We start from the raw sequence: 18,999 nt of genomic DNA on the forward strand, positions 1-18,999 counted from the left end.
TTAAAGTCTTCAGGTATAAAGGAGGTGGGGTAAATGACGAAGGAACTTACAGTTAATGAGTATATAAAATTTTTGCGAAGAGCATTAAATTTAGTGAAAAATGAATACTACGGTAATGAACATTGGATTGAATCGATGATTAATGGTGCTGAACTTACTCCTTCAAAACAGCAATTAGAGGAGATAATAATTCCTCATCTTAGTAAGCACTATGAGAGGGTCTTTTGCTATGAGCTTTATCATCAGTTACGAAAAATCCTTGAAAAAGAGCAAGGAGATTTAAATCAGAAAGTGATTTTACAAGCCGAGCTTCAAAAAAAACAAATAAGTGATGAAGTTGAAGATTTATTGGGTATTTCCAAATTAGACAGAAGGTATATTCCTGATTTCCTTATACACGAACCACCGAGTTCTTCTAATCAAAACTTAATTATAGAAGTAAAGGCGAATCCAGATCTAAGTTATATTGATATGTTAGATGACATTAAGAAAATGGATCAATTCATTAGCAGGTATGAATATAAAAAAGGAGTCTTCATAGCTATAAACATTTCTGAAGAAAGATTAAATAATCTTTTATCTGATAATAAATTGCTTAAACGGTTTGAAAGTGATATCGATAATCCCGAGAATATTTTGCTTATGTTTAAAGAGTCATTTGAAGCTGAATTACTACATAGAAACTTAATGGGATTGGTGGAAAAGAAAGGTTTATAGATCGCTATTTATAAAATTTTGGATTCTGATATTTTTATAACTAACTAAATGTTCAATAAAATGTGTTGAACCAAGTCTTCCAGATAAGGGAGCTTATTCGTAATCCAAATAAGCTCTTTTCTAATATAAAATAAAGATTGAGTTAGGTTAGTCATAGGGGTTGATATATTTAGGATGGAGTTGTGGTTAGCTAAGGATGAATTGGAAAAAAGGGCAACTGAGGGGGGCGATCTTGTATACTTTAATTGAACATACACCATTGTATATCTTTGTAATCTTAACGCTAATTAGCGCCATTTATTTAACATATTATGTTGGAAGGAAATTCAAAGGAATTCTAATTTTTAAAGTTGTAGCGGTATTATTTTTTCTAAGTATACCAGTAATGCTTTTTTTTTATAGAGATATTCCCTGATGCAGCATCTTTTATGCTTACATATATTCTGCCTTCACTAGGAATAATGTATTTAATTCTGGGGTATTATAACAAGTTTCTTCTTAAAAGAGAGAAAGAGAATACGATCTGGTAACAAAGCTGTAGACGTTTGGTAGTGTTAAGTATCTTGTTCAGCTAACGGGAGCGTTGATTTAAAAGGGTTGGTGGAAGAACTAGGAGGGCATTTAATGAAGAAAAATCTATTGATTACGATGCTACTTTTAATAGCTCTATGCGCCTGTTCAACTAACGAATTAGAAAATGTTGAAACAGTAAAAGCGAGCTATTGGATTGGAAATGAAAAATCTCCAGGAGAAGTAGAGTTTGATAAGAACCAAGAGGTAGGAATATTCATTGATGCTACCACTAATGCAAAAGAATTGGATGAACAAAAGTTTATTAAAACCCCTCCGTTATTAACCTACGATCTTATTGGTGAAGGAAGCAATAATAAATCATTTCATCTATGGATTATTGAAGATGGAGAAGGGTTCATACAAAGTCTTGTTCCAAAAGAAAGTCAAACTTACCGATTGGAAGAAGATACAGTAAAACATCTAACAAACATTTTAGAAAAGCATGAGAACGCTCCCTTTCTAACAAAGATCGAGTTCGAGGATTAAATTTAATTTGAAGTATTCCTTTAAAGGGAGCAAATGCTAAATACAAAGACTCTTCAATTGACGTAGCAACTGATGAATAAGGATTAATTGGAGGGAATTGAATGAATATAAGATATAAAATTAACATTACTCTTGGTCTAATCACATTTGTTGTTTCATTCTTCTTCTTATTCTATAACTCCATATTCTTAGAGCAAGGAATGGATGGAGGTTCTTGGACTTTTTTGACATTAATGACACTGGGTCTATTGTTAGCTTATTTTCCTTTTTATTTAGTTCGCAACAAGAAGTAGATTGTTTCATTATAGGGAGCGAATCCATAATAAATATCTTTCCCTTTTTATATCTCTTTAAATAAGGAGTAAAACAATCAAAGAAACTAAAGAGCGCGCGTATTGGATAAGAAGCGAGCGCTCTATTTATAATTTTGATAGGCTATAACAAAAGGGGGGGAAAAAACATAAACAATACATTCTATCCCAGCAAATGGGTTGGGCTTATCCCCTGTATGATAGGGTTGCTTTTTTTAGGGTTGATGCTAACAATGACAGACTCTGAAACGACTCTCTTTGGGTGGTTTTCATTTGGAGTGTCAATTATATCTTTCCTGTTAATAGGGATTTTCCATTTGAGAGGGAAAATGCAAAAAATAATATTTACTAGTGAAATCTTTAAAATAAGAAATCTACTAGATAAAGATTTGCAATATAAATGGGGAGAAATAACTTATATCACCTATACCCGAAAGTACCTGAAATTGATACCTGTGTGGATCATCATAGGAGTAACAGTATATAGTTATAAGCAAACTACTTTGGTCGGCTACAATAATAAGCAATTTATTTCTGCACTTATTACATATGCTTCAAATGCAAGAATAAACGAAAGTGTAAATAAAAGAATAAAGAAATTCAAGAAGTAAGATAAAGGTCATATGTAATTAAAGGGAGTAAGCGCGGGATAGCTAGTGCAAGCTTCTCGAACAAGTAGTAAGGGGCTGACAAAATGAAGAGCTTCATTCCTTTGTTTTTGGTTATTACTATCATACTAGCCTCTTGTAGCAAAGATCCGTTAATTACAAAGCAATATACTGAAGCTAAGGTAGTTAACATTAATTCGGGTGAGGTTTTGTATGAAACTAACAATCAAAATCGAGTTGAAGAAATAATTCGCCAGATAAATACTTCTAAGAGAACAGACACCTGGGATGCCATAGGTTCAAGTTATATGCTGGTTTTGAAAAATGGGGAAGATACTCTAGAAGCCACATACTATAATGGCACTAAACGGGTTGGTGAAGTATCAGTAAATGGTTACCACGTTAATACTAGGTTTAGGTTAATGGATGAATTCTAATCGTTAAACAATCGGGAGCTTTAATGAATAACTAAGGGAACTTATTTTAATGAGCTTCCCTTTTTTAGGTACAATAAAGGAGATAGGAACAAAATAGTATTGAAATGAAATATTGGATAAAAAACCAAGAATAGGCGGAATATAAATGGATTTAATGAAACAGATAGAAGAGCTTGATTTTGCACTTTTACAGTCCTTTTCAAATAAACAAGATCAACCTTGGGGAGTTCTGTTTTGGAACCAGGACCAACCAGAATATTATGATGCAAACCATGCTCATTTGAGTGAACAACCTGATGACCCCGAAAAAGTTATCTATGAGGTTACTTCATTTTATAAAGCGATGAATATTATTCCTAGGTTTTATTTATATGGACTGGAGTCAAAGTCAAGCTTTATTGCGCTATTAAAAAAGAAAGGTTTTCACTATGAAGAGTTTCCGCAGCCGATTCAGCTATGGAATAAAGAAGTAATACAGTTACCATTCAATAAAAATGTAACAATAGAGAAAGTAGACTTAAAGAATTATAATGATGCCTTATGGGTAGAGTGTCAGATTAATGAATTTGGAGGAAGAGTAGTTCGTGAAAAGGCGTTAGAATCTGAGTTTAACGATAATCGTTATAGTCATTACCTTTTAAAATATAAAGGGACACCTTGTTCTACAACATGCTTGTTTGTTCATGGTAATCAGGGGAGAGTAGAGAGTGTCGCGACAATCGAAGAATATAGAGGAAAAGGATTAATCGGCTTTTTGTTACAACACGTGCAAAGTGAATCTCAAAATTTACGGCTAGACAAACTATGGGTTCACCCGATTAGTGAACAAGTTGAGAAAGTTTATAGTCGCTATGGTTTTACTACCATACTTACATTACAAACCGGTCATGCTTATTTAGGTGGAAAAGGGATTAGAGAGATACAAGGACGATGAGATATTCGAGGAAAGGTGAATTGAGGGAAGAGGTTAGGTAATGGAGATGATAGCTTACCAAAAGCCTCTACTCCTTATACAATTCAAGGAGCCTTTTCATTGAGACGGTAATTTCTGCTGTTCCATGAATGGTGAGTTTATACAGGGGGAGTGCAAATGCAAAAGGTAGCAAAATACGTGAGTATCAGTTTGTTTGTAATCGCAGGTCTATTGTTCTTGGTGGGCTTATTTATTGATTATTCCTTTTCGCAGTACACAATGTTGTTTTTGGCTCCATCTATCATAGTTCATGAGCTCTTACAGATGCCTGCAAAGGGAAAAAGAAGGATATATTCATTTGTTTATATTAGTGTTGCTTCTCTAATATTTGGAATCGCAGTGTTAGAATTATTCATTGGCTGAGGGGGATTCAGGAAGTAAGAAGGAATAAATTAAGAAATTAGCAATAGGAAAGAAATGAATTATCTCCTCTTAAGAGTAACTTTTAAAGATTCTGTTTAAAACATACCGAAACCAAGTCTTCATCAAACGGGAGCGTTGCTCCAGGAAGAATAAATTAAATTAATATAATTCCAGTGCAGTTTAAGGAATGTTCGAAACTAAAATGTTTGGAAAGTTTGAATTTGTATGAAAATAGGAGGCGCAATGAAACGGTTAGTTATTATCACAGTAGGTAAAACCCATAGTGGAAAAACTACATTTGCAACAATGTTAGAAAGTAAGTTATCCAATTCTTTTATAATGGACCAAGATAATAATGCGGAATTTTTAAATACATATTATAAGAGTTTACTACCAAAGCAAGGACCTAACACTTTGAAGCATTCTATTTCAAGAGTAATAATTAATTATGCTATAGAGTACACAGATTTTCATATTATTGCTAGTAGTGCTAATCGTACAAGAACAGGAAGAAAATATTTGCTCGAAGAAATATATGATTACAATGTATTTCTTAGTGTCATTGTTCATTTTGATATTCCTGATGAAATTCTTCATAATAGAGTAGCTAAAAGTCAACGAAGTACCAATATACTTAGAGGAGCTTATTCTAACTTTGAGGAAGTACTAATTAGTCAACAGAGTGGGTCTATGAATAAGGATGTCGTAGATCCAGAAGAAGGAGAGGCAGATTATTTATTTGTAATTAAAGATAATAAGGAAGTTGAATCTGTAATTAAAGAAATTGTTCATTTAGTCAAACAGTTATGATTGATTTTTTATTCTAATATTAAGTTAAAGGGAGCAGGAGTTGAATAAGAGTAGTTTTCTAAATTGGAGGAAGAAAAGACAGAGGAAGACTTTAAAGAATTTCAAGATCGGATTAATTTGGATGAAGAATTCAACTTCTATTATAAAAATGAAGAATATTGGATAAGTCGAAATCTTAATGAGTGTTATCTAACAAAAGTTAAAGGGTCTATAACTCAAATCTTCGAAACATCAGAAGAACTTTTTCTAAAAGGGAGAATTGACGGAAAACGCTTATCAAAAATATATGAGGAGATAGTATGGTAGCTATTATTCTTATTCACTTAACGGGAGCTATGCTTTACTACTTTTATGTGTTCAAACAAATAAAAGAATTAAGATATGGGATGGAATATAAATAAAAGGAGGAGGGTTGCAAAATGAGCAAAAGAATTAAAGATCGTATTATCTCTGCACTTGCTTATGGAGTCACTTCTATTCTTTTCATATACTTCATATACGGGGAAATAAAATGGTCTATTGTATTAGGATTAACGATAAGTGGTTTTATTCTTCCAGAAACAGGAAAGTTAGAGCATAACACAAATCGTAAAAACCTTTCGTTTTCGTTTAGTAGTATCTCGACTTTGAGTTTTAAACAAAAGGGAGCTTATCCTATGTTTGATAAGCTCCTTTTTCTATGTAATAAAGATTGAGTTTGTAATTAGAGTTTGAAATAATTTTTAAGTAAGTAGTGGAATGGAGAAGTAAGTTTAACACTAAAGCAGTTAAGGAGATTGAATTTGTATACTGTAATTGAACATACACCACTTTATGTCTTAGGAATCATATCTCTTATTACTACCATCTATTTAACATATTTATTTCGAACAAAAGTCAAAGGAATTTTAATTTTTAAAGTTATAACGATATTACTTTTCTTAAGTGTGTCATTAATGGCTATTTTAGTAGAAATATTCCCTGATGAAGTATTCTTTATGTTTAAATATATATTCCCTCTACTAGGTACAATTTTTATTCTTCTTGGGATATATAACAAAATTTTGCTTAGGAGAGACAAAGAGAATACTAAATGGTAACAAAGATGAAAGTGTTGAGTATTGTAAAAATGTTGTTCCACTAACAGGGAGCGTTAATTTAGAAAGGGTTAGGATCCTTATAATAAAGGTGCAGTTTTATCAATAGGTGATACTATCTTATTATGGATAGGAGAAAAAATAGATGAAATACTTAAGTTCTATGCTGCTTCTTTTTCTACTATTAATGTTGGGTGGATGCATCGGTTCAGAGCCTAAAGTTTCAGAGGAAAAAGCGAAATCAATTGTTATGGACCACGGCTCTGGAGACTTAGGCAGAGTCGAAATAATATCAGTAATACACCAAAAAAGTACGTATATTATAGAATACGAAAATGTGGAAAATTGTGAGAGAGGTACTCTACATATAAATGATCAAAGTGGAAAAATAAAAAAAGGTGAAGTCTCAATATGTTGATGGGTTTTGTCGCTAAAAGTTTATCCATTTAAGGAATCGATTGTACAATATTAGCAATCTTCTTTACTAACGAAGGGGATACTTGAAAACTTATATTGAAACTTCACAGAGGAATGTTCGTACTACATACTAAAGGACTTTTTGGTATGCAATGATTATAAGAAGGAGGGGGTGCTAAATTGAAGAACAAAGATATTCTTCTTGGTATGAATATATTGATCCTAAGTATCGTACCCATAGCTGTTTTCTCATCAATGATGTTCCTTAATGGATCACAGTCTATCTTAGTGTTATGGGCTTTTTTAATTTTAGCAACGATATTATCCATACTATCTTTTAAGAGACAAAAGTTTCTTGCAACATTATCACTCATTATCTTATTGGGCACAGCCTCTCTTATAATCTTTGCTGCAATGATGGCTGGAATGTCTCCTAGTTCTTAATTTGGGAGTTAATAGTGAAATAAGGAGCTGTCGATGTGGCAGCTCCTATTGTGTTAAAGAAACAGCAGTCAATAATAGTTTTAGTTTTATAAGAGAGTAAAGCCACTTTCTACAAAGGAGGTCTAAATGAGAGGAAGGTTTATTTTCTTTATCAGTATTTTATTATTACTGGTGGGTTGTACTAACATCGGTTCGAATGAACCAATAAATGAGGAGAAACGAGTATATGATTTTGTTTTATCAGTCAAAACAGATAAGGGGGTCTATGAGAATAGGGATACAATTGAGGTTTCTTCATATTTTAAATTTGTTGGAGAAGAAATACAGTTCGACAAAAAGCCCCAAATATCAATTTTCATAGCCAATAAAGAAAATGGAAATGTTGTGAAACAAGTAGATTTTAATGACATTCAAAAGGTAATGAAAAAGGGAGATGAATTTTCTCAAACAATTCAAAGCTTTAAACTCCCTAGAGGGAATTATCGATTATATGTAGGAACGACTCCTTTTAGAGTGGGGCCAGCTAGCTATTTAATAAATACTAATCCAAGAGAATTTAAAGTAAGGTAGTTCAGCTAAAGGGAGCGAATCTTTAATATTTATTTTAGAAAAGAGGATATAGGATGGGTATATTTTTCAAGAAGATGTCTGAAAAGGAAACGAACCATTGGAGAAAGGGATGTATTTTAGGGTTTTATGCCTTCTTAATAACTTTGTTTATGAACCAAACATATTTCTATTTTTTCAATAGTTACTTCTTTTCAAATTTCGTTATTTTTTGGATTGGGTTGATATCAGCATTTGCATGGTCTTTAATTTTAAATATTAATTTTGATAGTGGAAGGAACACTAGAATGTGAAACATCTGTAGGTTCTAGCGATTGGTTTTAGTTACATATTCTCTTCAATATCTCGAAATCAAGTCTTACGTAATTGGGGGCGAATGTTCAATAGATCATTCGCGCTTTTTTTATATAATCACAAAAAATATCGAGGCAATTAGCTATTTAACTAGCGGAACAGGGGAGTTGAGGACTCTTTTACGAGGTTAAATGACAGGTTCGAATCCAAAATTGATTCTTTCGTATACTGTTTTTCAAACCTCAATTTATGTGTTAGTGTTCTTAAATGAAAAATATATAGAAACTAGGGGGATTGGCATTGAACAATCGTGGTGTAGGGGTTCTATTAATCGGGTTATCTCTATTGACAGGAGTCATTACATACTCAGTAGGTGAGTTGATCATAGCAATTAAGCAATCTGCTGCACACGTATCTGCATCGGTTTCTGGAGCAAACGGACCTGCCGTGGGTTGGGGCGGAAACCCATTTCTATCAGAGATGCCAGTGCTGACTATTGCAAGTAGTATCATTTTAGGGTTAGTCCTCCTAATAAAAAGAAATTAAGTGCGTTTGTATGGATGGTGTACAATTTGAAAAATGGAAATTATATAAAAGATACTCCAATGTAAATCTTTTTTGAACAACTATCCTGAGGGATTTATCAAAGCTGGAGGTACCCTAAGTTCAAGTAATCCAGGTGTCCCTCTAATGTCGATAATATTAATCTTTAAAACCGCTTTAATAGGTGTATGCATAATCAGAAAGTAATAAAATGCTTAAACAATAGAATTCAATGCGAAGGAAGCAAACTTCTAAAAGTTAGGAGGCTATAATGAATTTACGATGGCGCTATCTTGTCTATATAACTGGATTTATCGTATTATTAATCATCATAGGTGAGGTGAAGGACTATCTGGATAACATGCAGCGAGGAACATTCAATGTATTTCCATGGTCGATTTTAGCTTTATTAAGTTATTTACCTATTGGACTATATCTTGGAATCCCTATATTATTACACCAGTATAAAAAGCCTGGAAAGTGGAGGGTGAATTTGCAGAAGCTAACTATTATTTGTTTACCATCACTTTATCTTGCTTTTTCCTGGTTTATCCCGACCTCTATCCTCCCAGCTTTTCTTTATCACAGTTATGAGGAACTAAGTCTTGGTGGCATTATTGCTACAGGATACATACTCACTACGAGCTTTACCAAAGAAAGTAATTAAAATAGAAATGAAATCTCAGTTGAAAAAGTTATAGATTAATCTTCATAGCTGTTCACAAAAAAATTTCACTCAACAATAGGGAGTGTTATGTAAGCGATGAATAGCAGGGATCTTAAAAGTAACAAAGGGAACTCCTACAAAGTTGGAGTTCCCTTTTTATGTCTAGAGGTCGTTAGCTTTGACTTGATGGAAAACAAGACATCGCATATTAGAGGAATATAAGCTTAAGGACAGAAGGTTAAAGAAGCTTTATTAATTGAGAAGGGGAAGTGAGCATGATGTCTAGTATCATTTTAGAACAATTTAAGAAGGTAAGAAGCTGGAGTATTGGAGAGGCAGAGAACCTGAGTGAGGATATAGTAAATGTTCAACCAGAAGGGTTCAATAATACGATTAAATGGCACCTGGGTCATATTATTACGGAAACTGAATACTTTTTGTTTGAACTTACTAGCCTGGAAGTAAAGCTACCAAACACATACAATGATTTTTTTGCGCCGGGTACAAAACCAGCGGATTGGGAAGGAGAAGCACCTCTTTTGTCTGAACTAGTCTCATCACTTAAAAGCCAGTTAGAACGAGTTAATCAAATCTCTGAAGAAAAGCTATGTCATGTGTTAGAAAAACCTATACATGGATTTAAAACGGTTGCAGATAGTGCATCTTTTTCAGCCTTGCATGAATCTCTTCATTTGGGTCAACTATTATCAATGAAGCGTATAATTCATTATTCTTCAAAGTGATCAGGGTATTTATAGAATTAAGGATTAGTACTTTTTTTGTTCTAGAATTGGGAGTGTTGATCTAAAAGGAATATTACGAAATGGAAAATTTAAGGATTGAGATTAGGAGATTATTAATCATTAAGACTAAAGGTTTTTATTGTGATGAAGTATTAAGTAGTAAGACTCAATTGGAGAAAGTACTAGAGACAGAAAAAGGACTAGCCTATCATCACACAAAGGCGTTTTATAAAGTATATAATGTTGCTAACCCTAAGAAACTCATTTCATCTTTAATTACATTGGAGGAAAGTGATAATAGATTATTGCTTGAACTATTGAGTAATTAGAAAAGTAGCTGCTATGGTCACAGAAGAAAACGAAGCTTGTAGTGTTATTACAAATATAGGTAACTATCAATATAAAGCATCTACATTGGCATATTGTATCCGGTAACCCTTTAGGTTAGTTATAAATAAAAGCGAAACTCTCTAATTAGTTGTGTTTCTCTAATAACAGAAAAGAGGATGGTTGGATGAAAAATGATTTGAAACGGTTAGAAAAATACGCTGCTATTACGGTAGAAGTAGGGTTGAACCTTCAACAGGGTCAAACCCTCATTATTGATGCCCCCATCCATGCCTCAGAGTTTGTACAGCAGGTAGTCAAAGTGGCTTATGATAAGGGTGCAAAATACGTAATGGTCGAGTATACAGATGAACAAGTTTTGTTAACCAAATATGAAAAAGCTCCAGAAGAGGGATTAAAATACTACCCAGAATGGAAAGCAAAGGGGTACGAGGAGATGGCCAGAGAAGGTGCAGCTTTGTTAAACGTTTTTTCTCCGAACCCAAATTTGTTAAAAGACGTGGATCCTGAGCGTGTCTCTATCGCACAAAAAGCAATTGGAGAAGCACTCCGTCCGTTCACTTCTTATCAAATATCGGGGAAAATGAACTGGTGTATTGTAGCTGTCCCATCAAAAGAATGGGCTAAACAGGTGTTCCCTGATCGTTCAGATAGAGAAAGTATGCAACTGCTCTGGGATCAAATTTTTGAAGCGACACGCATCAATACAAATGATCCAGTTGAGGAATGGAAGAAACACGTTGAAATGATGAATAGCTCTGTACGCTTTCTAAATAATAACAACTTCAGAAAACTTCATTATAGAGCGAAGAATGGAACCAATTTTTCTGTTGAATTACCTGAATTACATAAGTGGATGTGTGCGAATTTCACAAGTGGAAGCGGGATCTCTTACGTTCCAAACATACCAACGGAAGAAGTGTTTACGGTTCCGAAGAGAGATGGTGTGAACGGTGTGATAAAAAGCTCTAAGACTTTAAACTACAATGGCTTTTTAATCTCTGATTTTTGTTTGACTTTTAAAGAGGGGAAAGTAGTAGATTATAGTGCTAAAAAAGGTTATGAGGTGCTTAAATCAATCTTAGAAACGGATGAGGGTGCAAGGTATTTAGGTGAAATAGCACTCGTTCCACATAACTCACCTATTTCTAATTCAGAGCTTGTCTTCTATAATACATTGTTTGACGAAAATGCCTCCTGTCATGTTGCCCTTGGCAATGGTTTGCCTATAGCGTTAGAGGGTGGCCCAGATATGAATAAAGAAGAACTAGCAAATCAGAACTTAAATGAGAGCCTAATTCACGTTGATTTTATGTTTGGTACCGCAGACCTTGAGATTGATGGCGAAACAGAATTAGGTGACATCGTTTCGATTTTCCGAAATGGAAACTGGGAATTTTAATTTGAGTCTTCTAAAGCCGGTCTATGATTTAATCTAGTCCTGCTTAGTATTCAACAGAAGGGAGCATTTCTTTAGAAAGTAGAAGAACACTTTTTTGTGAAATAAGAGTTCATAATAAAGATTATTGCTGTAAAATAAGGTATATTATATTGTTGAATAGATTCTCTTGTAATTGAAGAAAAGTGGTGAACAAAGTGGGAAGATACCAATTAGATAACAAAGGTAAGGTAGCTGTGACAAAATTTCATGAAAAACAGACGACTACCAAATTTGATAGAAAGAATCATCTTGAAAAAATACGTGCAGAGTATTTAAAAAAGAAGCAACAACAGACAGATAAATAATATGATGGATAACATAGGAAGATTAAGTTCTTCCTATGTTTTTTTATGAAATGTTTTATATCGATATCTTTTGCAATCGGGAGCAATTGATCAAGTACCAAATAAAATCTGCTTTGGTTAAGAGTGCCTGACCTCGCTGCTATATAACTGTGAAAGATTAGGGGTCGTGGATCGATATTGTGATTATTAAGTTAATAACCGAATTAATAGAAGAGTCCATCCTATGAAGGGTTAGGGCTCTTTTTTGGCAGGAATTAGGTGGAATGACCTTGCATTATGGTGTAAATACTTTGAAAGTGTAATTACTATTTTTGTAAGTAACGCAATGAACAGAGAGCTGACGAAAGGGAGCATTGATATCTTGTTGCTTTCAATCCCGGCGCAAGCGCATTTCGATTGTGATATACAATACACGAACTAAACGAAGAATCACTAAAATTTTCAGAAAGAAAATCGTTGAATGTGATTCATTTGAAAGACCTGTTTGAGGGGAAATTTTCTCCTATAATAGTGCCTGACATCCACGGCATAATCCCTTTAAAAGATCGTGGGTCATGCACCTTCCTCCGTTCCTCATACTTCTTTTGTGTTTTTTCGTAATAATAGGAATTTTATATATTTTTGTAAACGTCTTCATTTGTATCGAGTATGCTTTATACTAAAAACGACAGCAATAGACAAAAACGGCTGCGGTATGAATATTCATTGCTGTTTTACAACAAGAGAGGAGGAAATTGTATTGATTAAAAAACGTAAAGGAATGTTTCAAAAAGGATTGGATGCCATTGAATATGTAGGGAATAAGCTGCCCCATCCAATTACACTATTTGCTATCTTAGCACTACTGGTTGTCCTACTGTCTGCTATCGTTTCTAGTTTTGGGCTGAGTGTAGAGCACCCTGGGGAAGAAGGAAAAATTGTTGAAGTAAACAACCTCCTCAGTGCAGAAGGTATTGAGTATATTTTCTCCAGTATGACTGATAACTTTATTGGATTTGCTCCGTTAGGGGTCGTTCTAGTGACAATGCTTGGGATTGGAGTAGCCGAAAGAACCGGACTGATTAGTGCATGCTTACGTGGTTTTGTGCTTTCTGTTCCAAAATCATTGATCACTTATGGACTTGTATTTGCAGGGGTTATGTCCAGTGTTGCTTCAGACGCTGGTTATGTAGTATTACCTCCACTCGGGGCTGTTATTTTTGCAGCACTTGGCCGTCACCCATTAGCGGGACTTGCTGGTGCATTTGCGGGTGTTTCTGCAGGGTTCAGCGCTAACTTGTTTTTATCAGCGACGGACCCCTTATTAGGAGAGTTAACGATTGATGCTGCTGCGATCATTGATCCTGCCTATGCGGCGAATATGAACATAGCGATGAACTACTATTTCATCGTTGTTTCTGTATTCTTACTAACATTTGTAGGGGGATGGGTCACAGAAAAGATTGTCGAACCCCGTTTGGGACAATATAAAGGCGAATTCCGTGAAGATTTAAAGGGATTGGATGCTACAGAAAAGAAAGGTTTAAAATGGGCAGGTATTTCTGTCGCTGTAGCAACCGTGCTTGTTGCTCTTTTGATTCTGCCACCTGGTGCGCCTTTAAGAGGAGAAGATGGAGGGATCATACAATCTCCGTTTATGAGTTCCCTTGTGCCAATTATCACCATTCTATTCTTTATTCCTGGGTTGTTTTATGGCATCGCCGTCAAAAGTATTAAAAATGACAAAGATGTGGCAAACCAGCTTTCTGAGACGATGGCTTCCATGGGGATGTTCATTGTACTTGCATTTACTGCCGGACAATTTGTAGCTTACTTCTCAGAAACAAATATGGGACTCGTCATCGGTGTTTATGGCGCGGAATTATTAGAATCGGCCAACCTGTCAGGAATCCCATTAATCTTAGGTTTTATTTTAGTGGCAGCTACCATTAACTTGTTTATAGGCAGTGCTTCTGCTAAATGGGCAATGATGGCTCCGGTATTTGTACCGATCATGATGCAGCTAGGTTATTCACCTGAATTAACACAGATGGCCTACCGTGTGGCAGATTCTACAACAAATATCATTACGCCTCTAATGACTTACTTTGCTATCATTATTGCATTCGCTCAAAAATACGATAAAAACATGGGAATTGGGACTCTGATTTCTGTTATGTTCCCATATACGGTCTTTTTCCTTGTATCTTGGACAATCATGTTAATTATCTGGATGCTGACGGGCATTAATTTGGGACCAGGCTCTCCTATCCACTATTAATGAGTCAACCGAATACTAATCAAAGATCATTCGGTGTATGCTAATTCATTTGTTGAGCCAGGCATCTTTATTAAGAGATTAGTGTCACGGTATACATTAAATAAGAGAAATTATGAAAGAGAGCTAAAATTTTTAGCTCTCTTTCTTATATGTTGAAAACAACGTGAACCTTTCCCTCGAGTAACAAATTTCCACTTCAGTTCTAGTAAAGGTATTTAATAATGAGAAAGAAAAAGTTAATAACTAAATAACGTTTATACATTTATTGGAGGGGTAGTTACTGATTGTACTTACAGAAATTGGAGTAGGTGTTTTTTATTTAAATCAAAAAACGTATCTAAATCGGTTGTTCATGTAATGAGCTCATAGATTGGTCTTTGGAAGTGTTATTTCGATTTTAGGACACGAAACAGAAATTTGGATACTTTTCAAGATTACTGCGGCTCTGGTTCTCTCAGCGCTTAATTATTCCGCAAAATATATTAAGATTGAGTATGTAATGGGAGCTGAGGAATCTGATTTCGAAATCACATCAAGTGAATAAACTTTCGAGGAGGTTTAGATATGTCTTTCGGGAAAAGGTTTCTTGTTACATGCTTAATCTTAATGGTTGTAATGGGTATTGAATATATATTCTTGCCGGATAATTTAATAATTAAGGCAGTGGCATTAAGTTCGACTACTATGGTCGTTACAGCAGTAATCAATAAGAAATACCCTCTAAAAAAGAAAGCAAATTCCTAAATAATGTTTGTGACGAATTATGATAATAGCATTGCTAAAATGCAGATAGATATAAATGGGGAGACATTAGAACAAAATTTCACTCGTGGTGAAGACAAAGACAACATTAATGTTTCAGTGGATCAGCCGAAATTAAAAGAGTACATAGAAGAGGGTTACGGCACAATGCCTGATATCCAATTGAATGATGGCGATAGTCTCTCCGCAATGAAATGGACGACTGAAGAGAGAAATGAAATTATAAAATACTCAAACAACATATTAGCTAACTTAAAAGTAATAGAAGAAGTAGAGGAATATGAGAGACACTTAAAAGGTGAGAACATCAGTGTTGAATATAGGTCAGGGTTTGAATATTTTTTATTAACTGATGAAAAAAAGCCGCACAAAACAATTTATATTGGTACAAAGGACAATAAAGCGTATAAATTTGAATCTGATGAAGCGGATGTTAATAATCTGAATAGTTGGATGGAAAATTACTAATTACTTATTTGATTATTTATTAAAAGGGAGCGTATCTTTAAATAGATATGTTCCTTTTTTGTATAAGTGATGGATTTTTCAGAACTATTTTGAAATAATTGGTATTGGAAGAATAAATAAATGGAGGGATATATTTTGAAAGTTGAATTTACAGGTCATGAATTAAACCCAGGACACGATATGAAGAAATTATCGATAATGACGGCACAATGCCAAGTAGAGGAAATGCAAGATGGAGTCGAGGAGCAGAGGAAGATCCAAATCACTACATCAAATTCGTTGATCATTGCAGACAAACTCAACACTGCAGAGCCAAATGAGAGCAAGATGACGTTACTTGATAAGGCGCTATTGAAATCTGAGGATACTATGTTTCCTCTAATGAATGAAGGCAGCGTGACAAACTTTAACGGGATGCTTGTTTTGAGTAATGTAAAGATTGTCCCATTTGCTAATCCTGACAATGTCATTGAGTATGAAAGTTATGCTCTTTATACTGATCATATTATGGGGTTCGGTCTAACAGAGTAGTGGAAAAAGAAGTTTTGTTTTACTTCTTCCATAATAGGGAGCGAGTTTGTAAAAATGTACATTTGAAAATTACCTGTATATTTTCTAAGTATTTATTAAGTTTTTAGTGTTATTTTTTGGGAGATAACACTCTAACTAACCGGCCTCCTATAATAGGAGCCAGGATCATTAATATACTTACTAGAAATAAGCGTATTTCAAATATAGGTAAAGATAAGAATGACAATATTGGGTAAGAAGTCCAAAAAAGAATATAGAATATGATAAACAAAAACTTAACTCTTTGAAGAAATTGCTGAAAACGTCTATTCTTTGCTTCAATAAAGTATAAAGATTCTATTAATTCTCTAAGCGTTGATAGCTTCCTAAATTTATGTAGGAGTAAAGTTACCATTATGCTAATTGGGATAAGGGATATTATTAGTATTTTCATATTCAACTCCTAACTTTAGCAATTACATATTTACCTTATTATAACTCAATTGTTCTTGCCTGGTTAATCATGTAATGGCAGTTTGTAGGATGGATGAGTGGGTTGCTATCAAAATTAGCGAACCCGAAAGTTCGCCATATATGATGTGTGGAACATTGACTGAGCCTAGGTTTCAAAAAGTGATAGTTGGTAAGGGTGAAACTAATCTGGTTGAATTAGAAGGTGGAGTTAGAAGAGTGTGGTACACCTTAAGTGATCACTTTAATGTAGAAATAAAAGTAAAGGTAACCGATGGGACAGAAGAATTGCTGAAAAAGGAAATAAAAAAGTAGTTTTATACTAATAAAGAGAGCGCTTGCATAAAACGCTTATTCAGCAAGGAGGAGTATATTGAAAGTTTTGAAGATCATTCTTAATGTACTCATTCCCTTTATTATCATCTTTTTAGTGTTTTCAACTTTTATGGGATACATAGCTGAAAATATAAGGGGTTATTACAACTTCAAGTGGTTGGCATTAACTTTTATTCTGGGAGGATATGTCCTTCAATTTTATAAGTGGATGTACGGATTGACAGTAGTGGTGTTGAGTATCTATATATGGTTTTTGTTTTGATTTATTGTAGAGATTAGAATTCAATATTAGGGAGCGAAGATCTAAGAAGTATTACCTTTCCTTTTGTTTGATTAACTTACTAGTCATTACATTTTAATAGTAAGGGTTGATTAGATGAAGAAAATCATATTAACTATATTATCTTCATTACTACTTGGGGGGTGCAATTACACACCTTCTGATAGTGATATAGTTGTTGGTTTGGGAAGTGAAATCACTAACCTCACTGCCTTTGAATTATTCCTAGACAATGTTAAAGAAGGTAAAGAAGATAATATAAGAATAGTAAGTTATACAGATGAAGGAGACCCAATAATTAAAGATGTTAATTATGACGGTAGCTCCATTTATGCTGAGACAGATACAACAAGAGATAAGTTCGGAAGAAGTAGAGTTGAGAGGATATCTTGTAACTCAATTGACTTGAAAGTAACTGTAACTCCTGAAAAGAGTGAGGAATATTTTTTAAGTGAGTGCGAACCATCTCAACCCGGTGGGAACTTATGGTCACATCTCTTAACAGTTTACGATGTATCTAATTAAGCAATAGGGAGCTTGAAATTTAGGAAGATTACGCTCCATAAGGTTTCATACGAAAGTAATCAGTAAAAATTATTAGCTAATTAAGAGCAACAGAATAATTTCGATGCAGTCTTAGTTTATTAGTATCGTTTTAAGTGAATTACATGTAGCACTTTAAAAAGGGAAGTTGATAACATCACCATATTAAATATCCCTCCTGTGACAATGACCTTATTTATTATTTACATAGTTGTTTTTCTCTCAGATAAATTATGGAGCAATAAATTATCGAAATGGGGTACAGGAAAGAGTTTTAACTATATGAGTAAGGGAGAATGGTACCGTCTCATTACTGCTCCATTTTTTCATATGAATATCGTTCATCTTATGGGAAATGCTTTTGGAATTTTTTTCGTCGGATTAGTGCTTGAAAACAAAATTGGTAGCTTACTGTTTCTGCTCATTTATACATTTGGAAATGTAATTGCTTCCTTGTTATTTTCTATCTTTTCTTCATTTAATAAAGGAACAGGGGCTTCTCCCGGAATCTACGCATTGATAGGCTGTATCTTATATCTCTTTATACAAACTCCTGAACTATTCAATTTCCAATTAGGAACTTGGAGTACAAACTATATTATTTTCTATTTAATTCTTGGAAACTTTATAGGCTTAGGTGGAACTGTTTCCCATCTTGTTGGATTTTTGCTTGGAATCCTGATGAGTTTCTTTTTATTCTAGATATGTACCAACTGAGAAGGATTTCTGCTCAAATTTAGATTGAGTAGGATTGTGAGAGGTAAATATACGCGCTAACAAATATTCATATGAGGAGAAATTCTATTGAACAAAAGATAATTAGATAACTATTCACCGCCAAAACATATAGTCTCGGCTGCAGCTATTGTCATTAATGAACAGAGACAGATTTTATTAATCAAGGGACCTAGGAGAGGTTGGGAAATGCCAGGCGGACAAGTTGAAGAGGGAGAATCTCTAATTGAGGCTGCAATAAGAGAAACGAAAGAGGAAACAGGTATCGATATTGAAGTCGATAAATTTTGTGGGGTATTTCAAAATGTTCACGAATCAATATGTAATACATTGTTCTTAGCAAAATCAGTCGGAGGTAAAATAGCCACCTCACCAGAGAGTTTGGAAGTAGGTTTCTATCCTATTGAAAAAGCATTAAAAATGGTAACATATAAAAATTTCAGAGAGAGAATCGAATATTGTTTGAATGAAAGTTTACATCCATTCTATATAGATTTTTAAGGTGTGAGTA

At 34.1% G+C, this 18,999-nt stretch carries 23 protein-coding genes and 1 pseudogene; all 24 read left to right on the forward strand.

Annotated elements, in window-relative coordinates:
• Positions 1–33: 33 nt before the first annotated feature.
• The 24 genes and pseudogenes from ACXAEY_RS09210 (at position 34) to ACXAEY_RS09325 (ending at position 18,989) form a co-directional block, all read left to right on the forward strand.
• Positions 34–717: a hypothetical protein gene (locus tag ACXAEY_RS09210; RefSeq protein WP_474811492.1), complete on the forward strand. Its 684-nt coding sequence runs from the start codon at positions 34–36 to the stop codon at positions 715–717.
• Positions 718–1,341: 624 nt separating this feature from the next.
• Positions 1,342–1,776: a YhfM domain-containing protein gene (locus tag ACXAEY_RS09215; RefSeq protein WP_474811494.1), complete on the forward strand. Its 435-nt coding sequence runs from the start codon at positions 1,342–1,344 to the stop codon at positions 1,774–1,776.
• Positions 1,777–2,781: 1,005 nt separating this feature from the next.
• On the forward strand, positions 2,782–3,132 hold the full coding sequence (locus ACXAEY_RS09220) for a hypothetical protein (RefSeq protein WP_270182336.1): 351 nt from the start codon (positions 2,782–2,784) through the stop codon (positions 3,130–3,132).
• Between the two features lie 145 nt (positions 3,133–3,277).
• A complete protein-coding gene (locus ACXAEY_RS09225; protein WP_474811496.1) occupies positions 3,278–4,066 on the forward strand; it encodes a GNAT family N-acetyltransferase in 789 nt (262 codons plus the stop codon).
• Positions 4,067–4,222: 156 nt separating this feature from the next.
• Positions 4,223–4,468, forward strand: a complete 246-nt coding sequence (locus ACXAEY_RS09230) for a hypothetical protein (protein WP_474811498.1) — start codon at positions 4,223–4,225, stop codon at positions 4,466–4,468.
• A gap of 243 nt (positions 4,469–4,711) precedes the next feature.
• Positions 4,712–5,278, forward strand: a complete 567-nt coding sequence (locus ACXAEY_RS09235) for an ATP-binding protein (RefSeq protein ID WP_474811500.1) — start codon at positions 4,712–4,714, stop codon at positions 5,276–5,278.
• A 63-nt stretch (positions 5,279–5,341) separates the two neighbouring features.
• Positions 5,342–5,584, forward strand: a complete 243-nt coding sequence (locus tag ACXAEY_RS09240; protein WP_474811502.1) for a hypothetical protein — start codon at positions 5,342–5,344, stop codon at positions 5,582–5,584.
• A gap of 113 nt (positions 5,585–5,697) precedes the next feature.
• On the forward strand, positions 5,698–5,973 hold the full coding sequence (locus ACXAEY_RS09245; RefSeq protein WP_474811504.1) for a hypothetical protein: 276 nt from the start codon (positions 5,698–5,700) through the stop codon (positions 5,971–5,973).
• Between the two features lie 526 nt (positions 5,974–6,499).
• On the forward strand, positions 6,500–6,772 hold the full coding sequence (locus tag ACXAEY_RS09250) for a hypothetical protein (RefSeq protein WP_474811505.1): 273 nt from the start codon (positions 6,500–6,502) through the stop codon (positions 6,770–6,772).
• 179 nt (positions 6,773–6,951) lie between these two features.
• Positions 6,952–7,215, forward strand: coding sequence for a hypothetical protein (locus ACXAEY_RS09255; protein WP_474811507.1), 264 nt, complete (start codon positions 6,952–6,954; stop codon positions 7,213–7,215).
• 126 nt (positions 7,216–7,341) lie between these two features.
• Complete coding sequence (locus ACXAEY_RS09260; RefSeq protein WP_474811509.1) at positions 7,342–7,785, forward strand: hypothetical protein; 444 nt, start codon at positions 7,342–7,344, stop codon at positions 7,783–7,785.
• Between the two features lie 591 nt (positions 7,786–8,376).
• Complete coding sequence (locus ACXAEY_RS09265; RefSeq protein ID WP_474811511.1) at positions 8,377–8,622, forward strand: hypothetical protein; 246 nt, start codon at positions 8,377–8,379, stop codon at positions 8,620–8,622.
• 268 nt (positions 8,623–8,890) lie between these two features.
• Positions 8,891–9,286 carry a hypothetical protein gene (locus ACXAEY_RS09270; RefSeq protein ID WP_474811513.1) on the forward strand — a complete coding sequence of 132 codons (396 nt, stop codon included), beginning with the start codon at positions 8,891–8,893 and terminating at the stop codon, positions 9,284–9,286.
• A gap of 275 nt (positions 9,287–9,561) precedes the next feature.
• Positions 9,562–10,029, forward strand: coding sequence for a DinB family protein (locus ACXAEY_RS09275; RefSeq protein WP_474811515.1), 468 nt, complete (start codon positions 9,562–9,564; stop codon positions 10,027–10,029).
• Between the two features lie 80 nt (positions 10,030–10,109).
• Positions 10,110–10,477: pseudogene (locus tag ACXAEY_RS09280) on the forward strand (HIT domain-containing protein).
• Between the two features lie 66 nt (positions 10,478–10,543).
• Positions 10,544–11,779 (forward strand): aminopeptidase, encoded by a 1,236-nt coding sequence (locus ACXAEY_RS09285; RefSeq protein ID WP_474811517.1) that lies wholly within the window; start codon positions 10,544–10,546, stop codon positions 11,777–11,779.
• A gap of 194 nt (positions 11,780–11,973) precedes the next feature.
• Complete coding sequence (locus ACXAEY_RS09290; RefSeq protein ID WP_474811519.1) at positions 11,974–12,123, forward strand: hypothetical protein; 150 nt, start codon at positions 11,974–11,976, stop codon at positions 12,121–12,123.
• 739 nt (positions 12,124–12,862) lie between these two features.
• A complete protein-coding gene (locus ACXAEY_RS09295) occupies positions 12,863–14,383 on the forward strand; it encodes an AbgT family transporter (protein WP_474811521.1) in 1,521 nt (506 codons plus the stop codon).
• A 747-nt stretch (positions 14,384–15,130) separates the two neighbouring features.
• Positions 15,131–15,613 carry a hypothetical protein gene (locus ACXAEY_RS09300; protein ID WP_474811523.1) on the forward strand — a complete coding sequence of 161 codons (483 nt, stop codon included), beginning with the start codon at positions 15,131–15,133 and terminating at the stop codon, positions 15,611–15,613.
• 135 nt (positions 15,614–15,748) lie between these two features.
• Positions 15,749–16,144 carry a hypothetical protein gene (locus ACXAEY_RS09305; RefSeq protein ID WP_474811525.1) on the forward strand — a complete coding sequence of 132 codons (396 nt, stop codon included), beginning with the start codon at positions 15,749–15,751 and terminating at the stop codon, positions 16,142–16,144.
• Positions 16,145–16,666: 522 nt separating this feature from the next.
• On the forward strand, positions 16,667–16,909 hold the full coding sequence (locus tag ACXAEY_RS09310) for a hypothetical protein (RefSeq protein ID WP_474811527.1): 243 nt from the start codon (positions 16,667–16,669) through the stop codon (positions 16,907–16,909).
• Between the two features lie 397 nt (positions 16,910–17,306).
• Positions 17,307–17,735, forward strand: coding sequence for a DUF4362 domain-containing protein (locus tag ACXAEY_RS09315; protein WP_474811529.1), 429 nt, complete (start codon positions 17,307–17,309; stop codon positions 17,733–17,735).
• 300 nt (positions 17,736–18,035) lie between these two features.
• Positions 18,036–18,455 (forward strand): rhomboid family intramembrane serine protease, encoded by a 420-nt coding sequence (locus ACXAEY_RS09320; protein ID WP_474811531.1) that lies wholly within the window; start codon positions 18,036–18,038, stop codon positions 18,453–18,455.
• Positions 18,456–18,599: 144 nt separating this feature from the next.
• Complete coding sequence (locus ACXAEY_RS09325) at positions 18,600–18,989, forward strand: NUDIX hydrolase (protein ID WP_474814780.1); 390 nt, start codon at positions 18,600–18,602, stop codon at positions 18,987–18,989.
• Positions 18,990–18,999: the final 10 nt, after the last annotated feature.

Source organism: Anaerobacillus sp. ABA4_114, assembly GCF_056159065.1.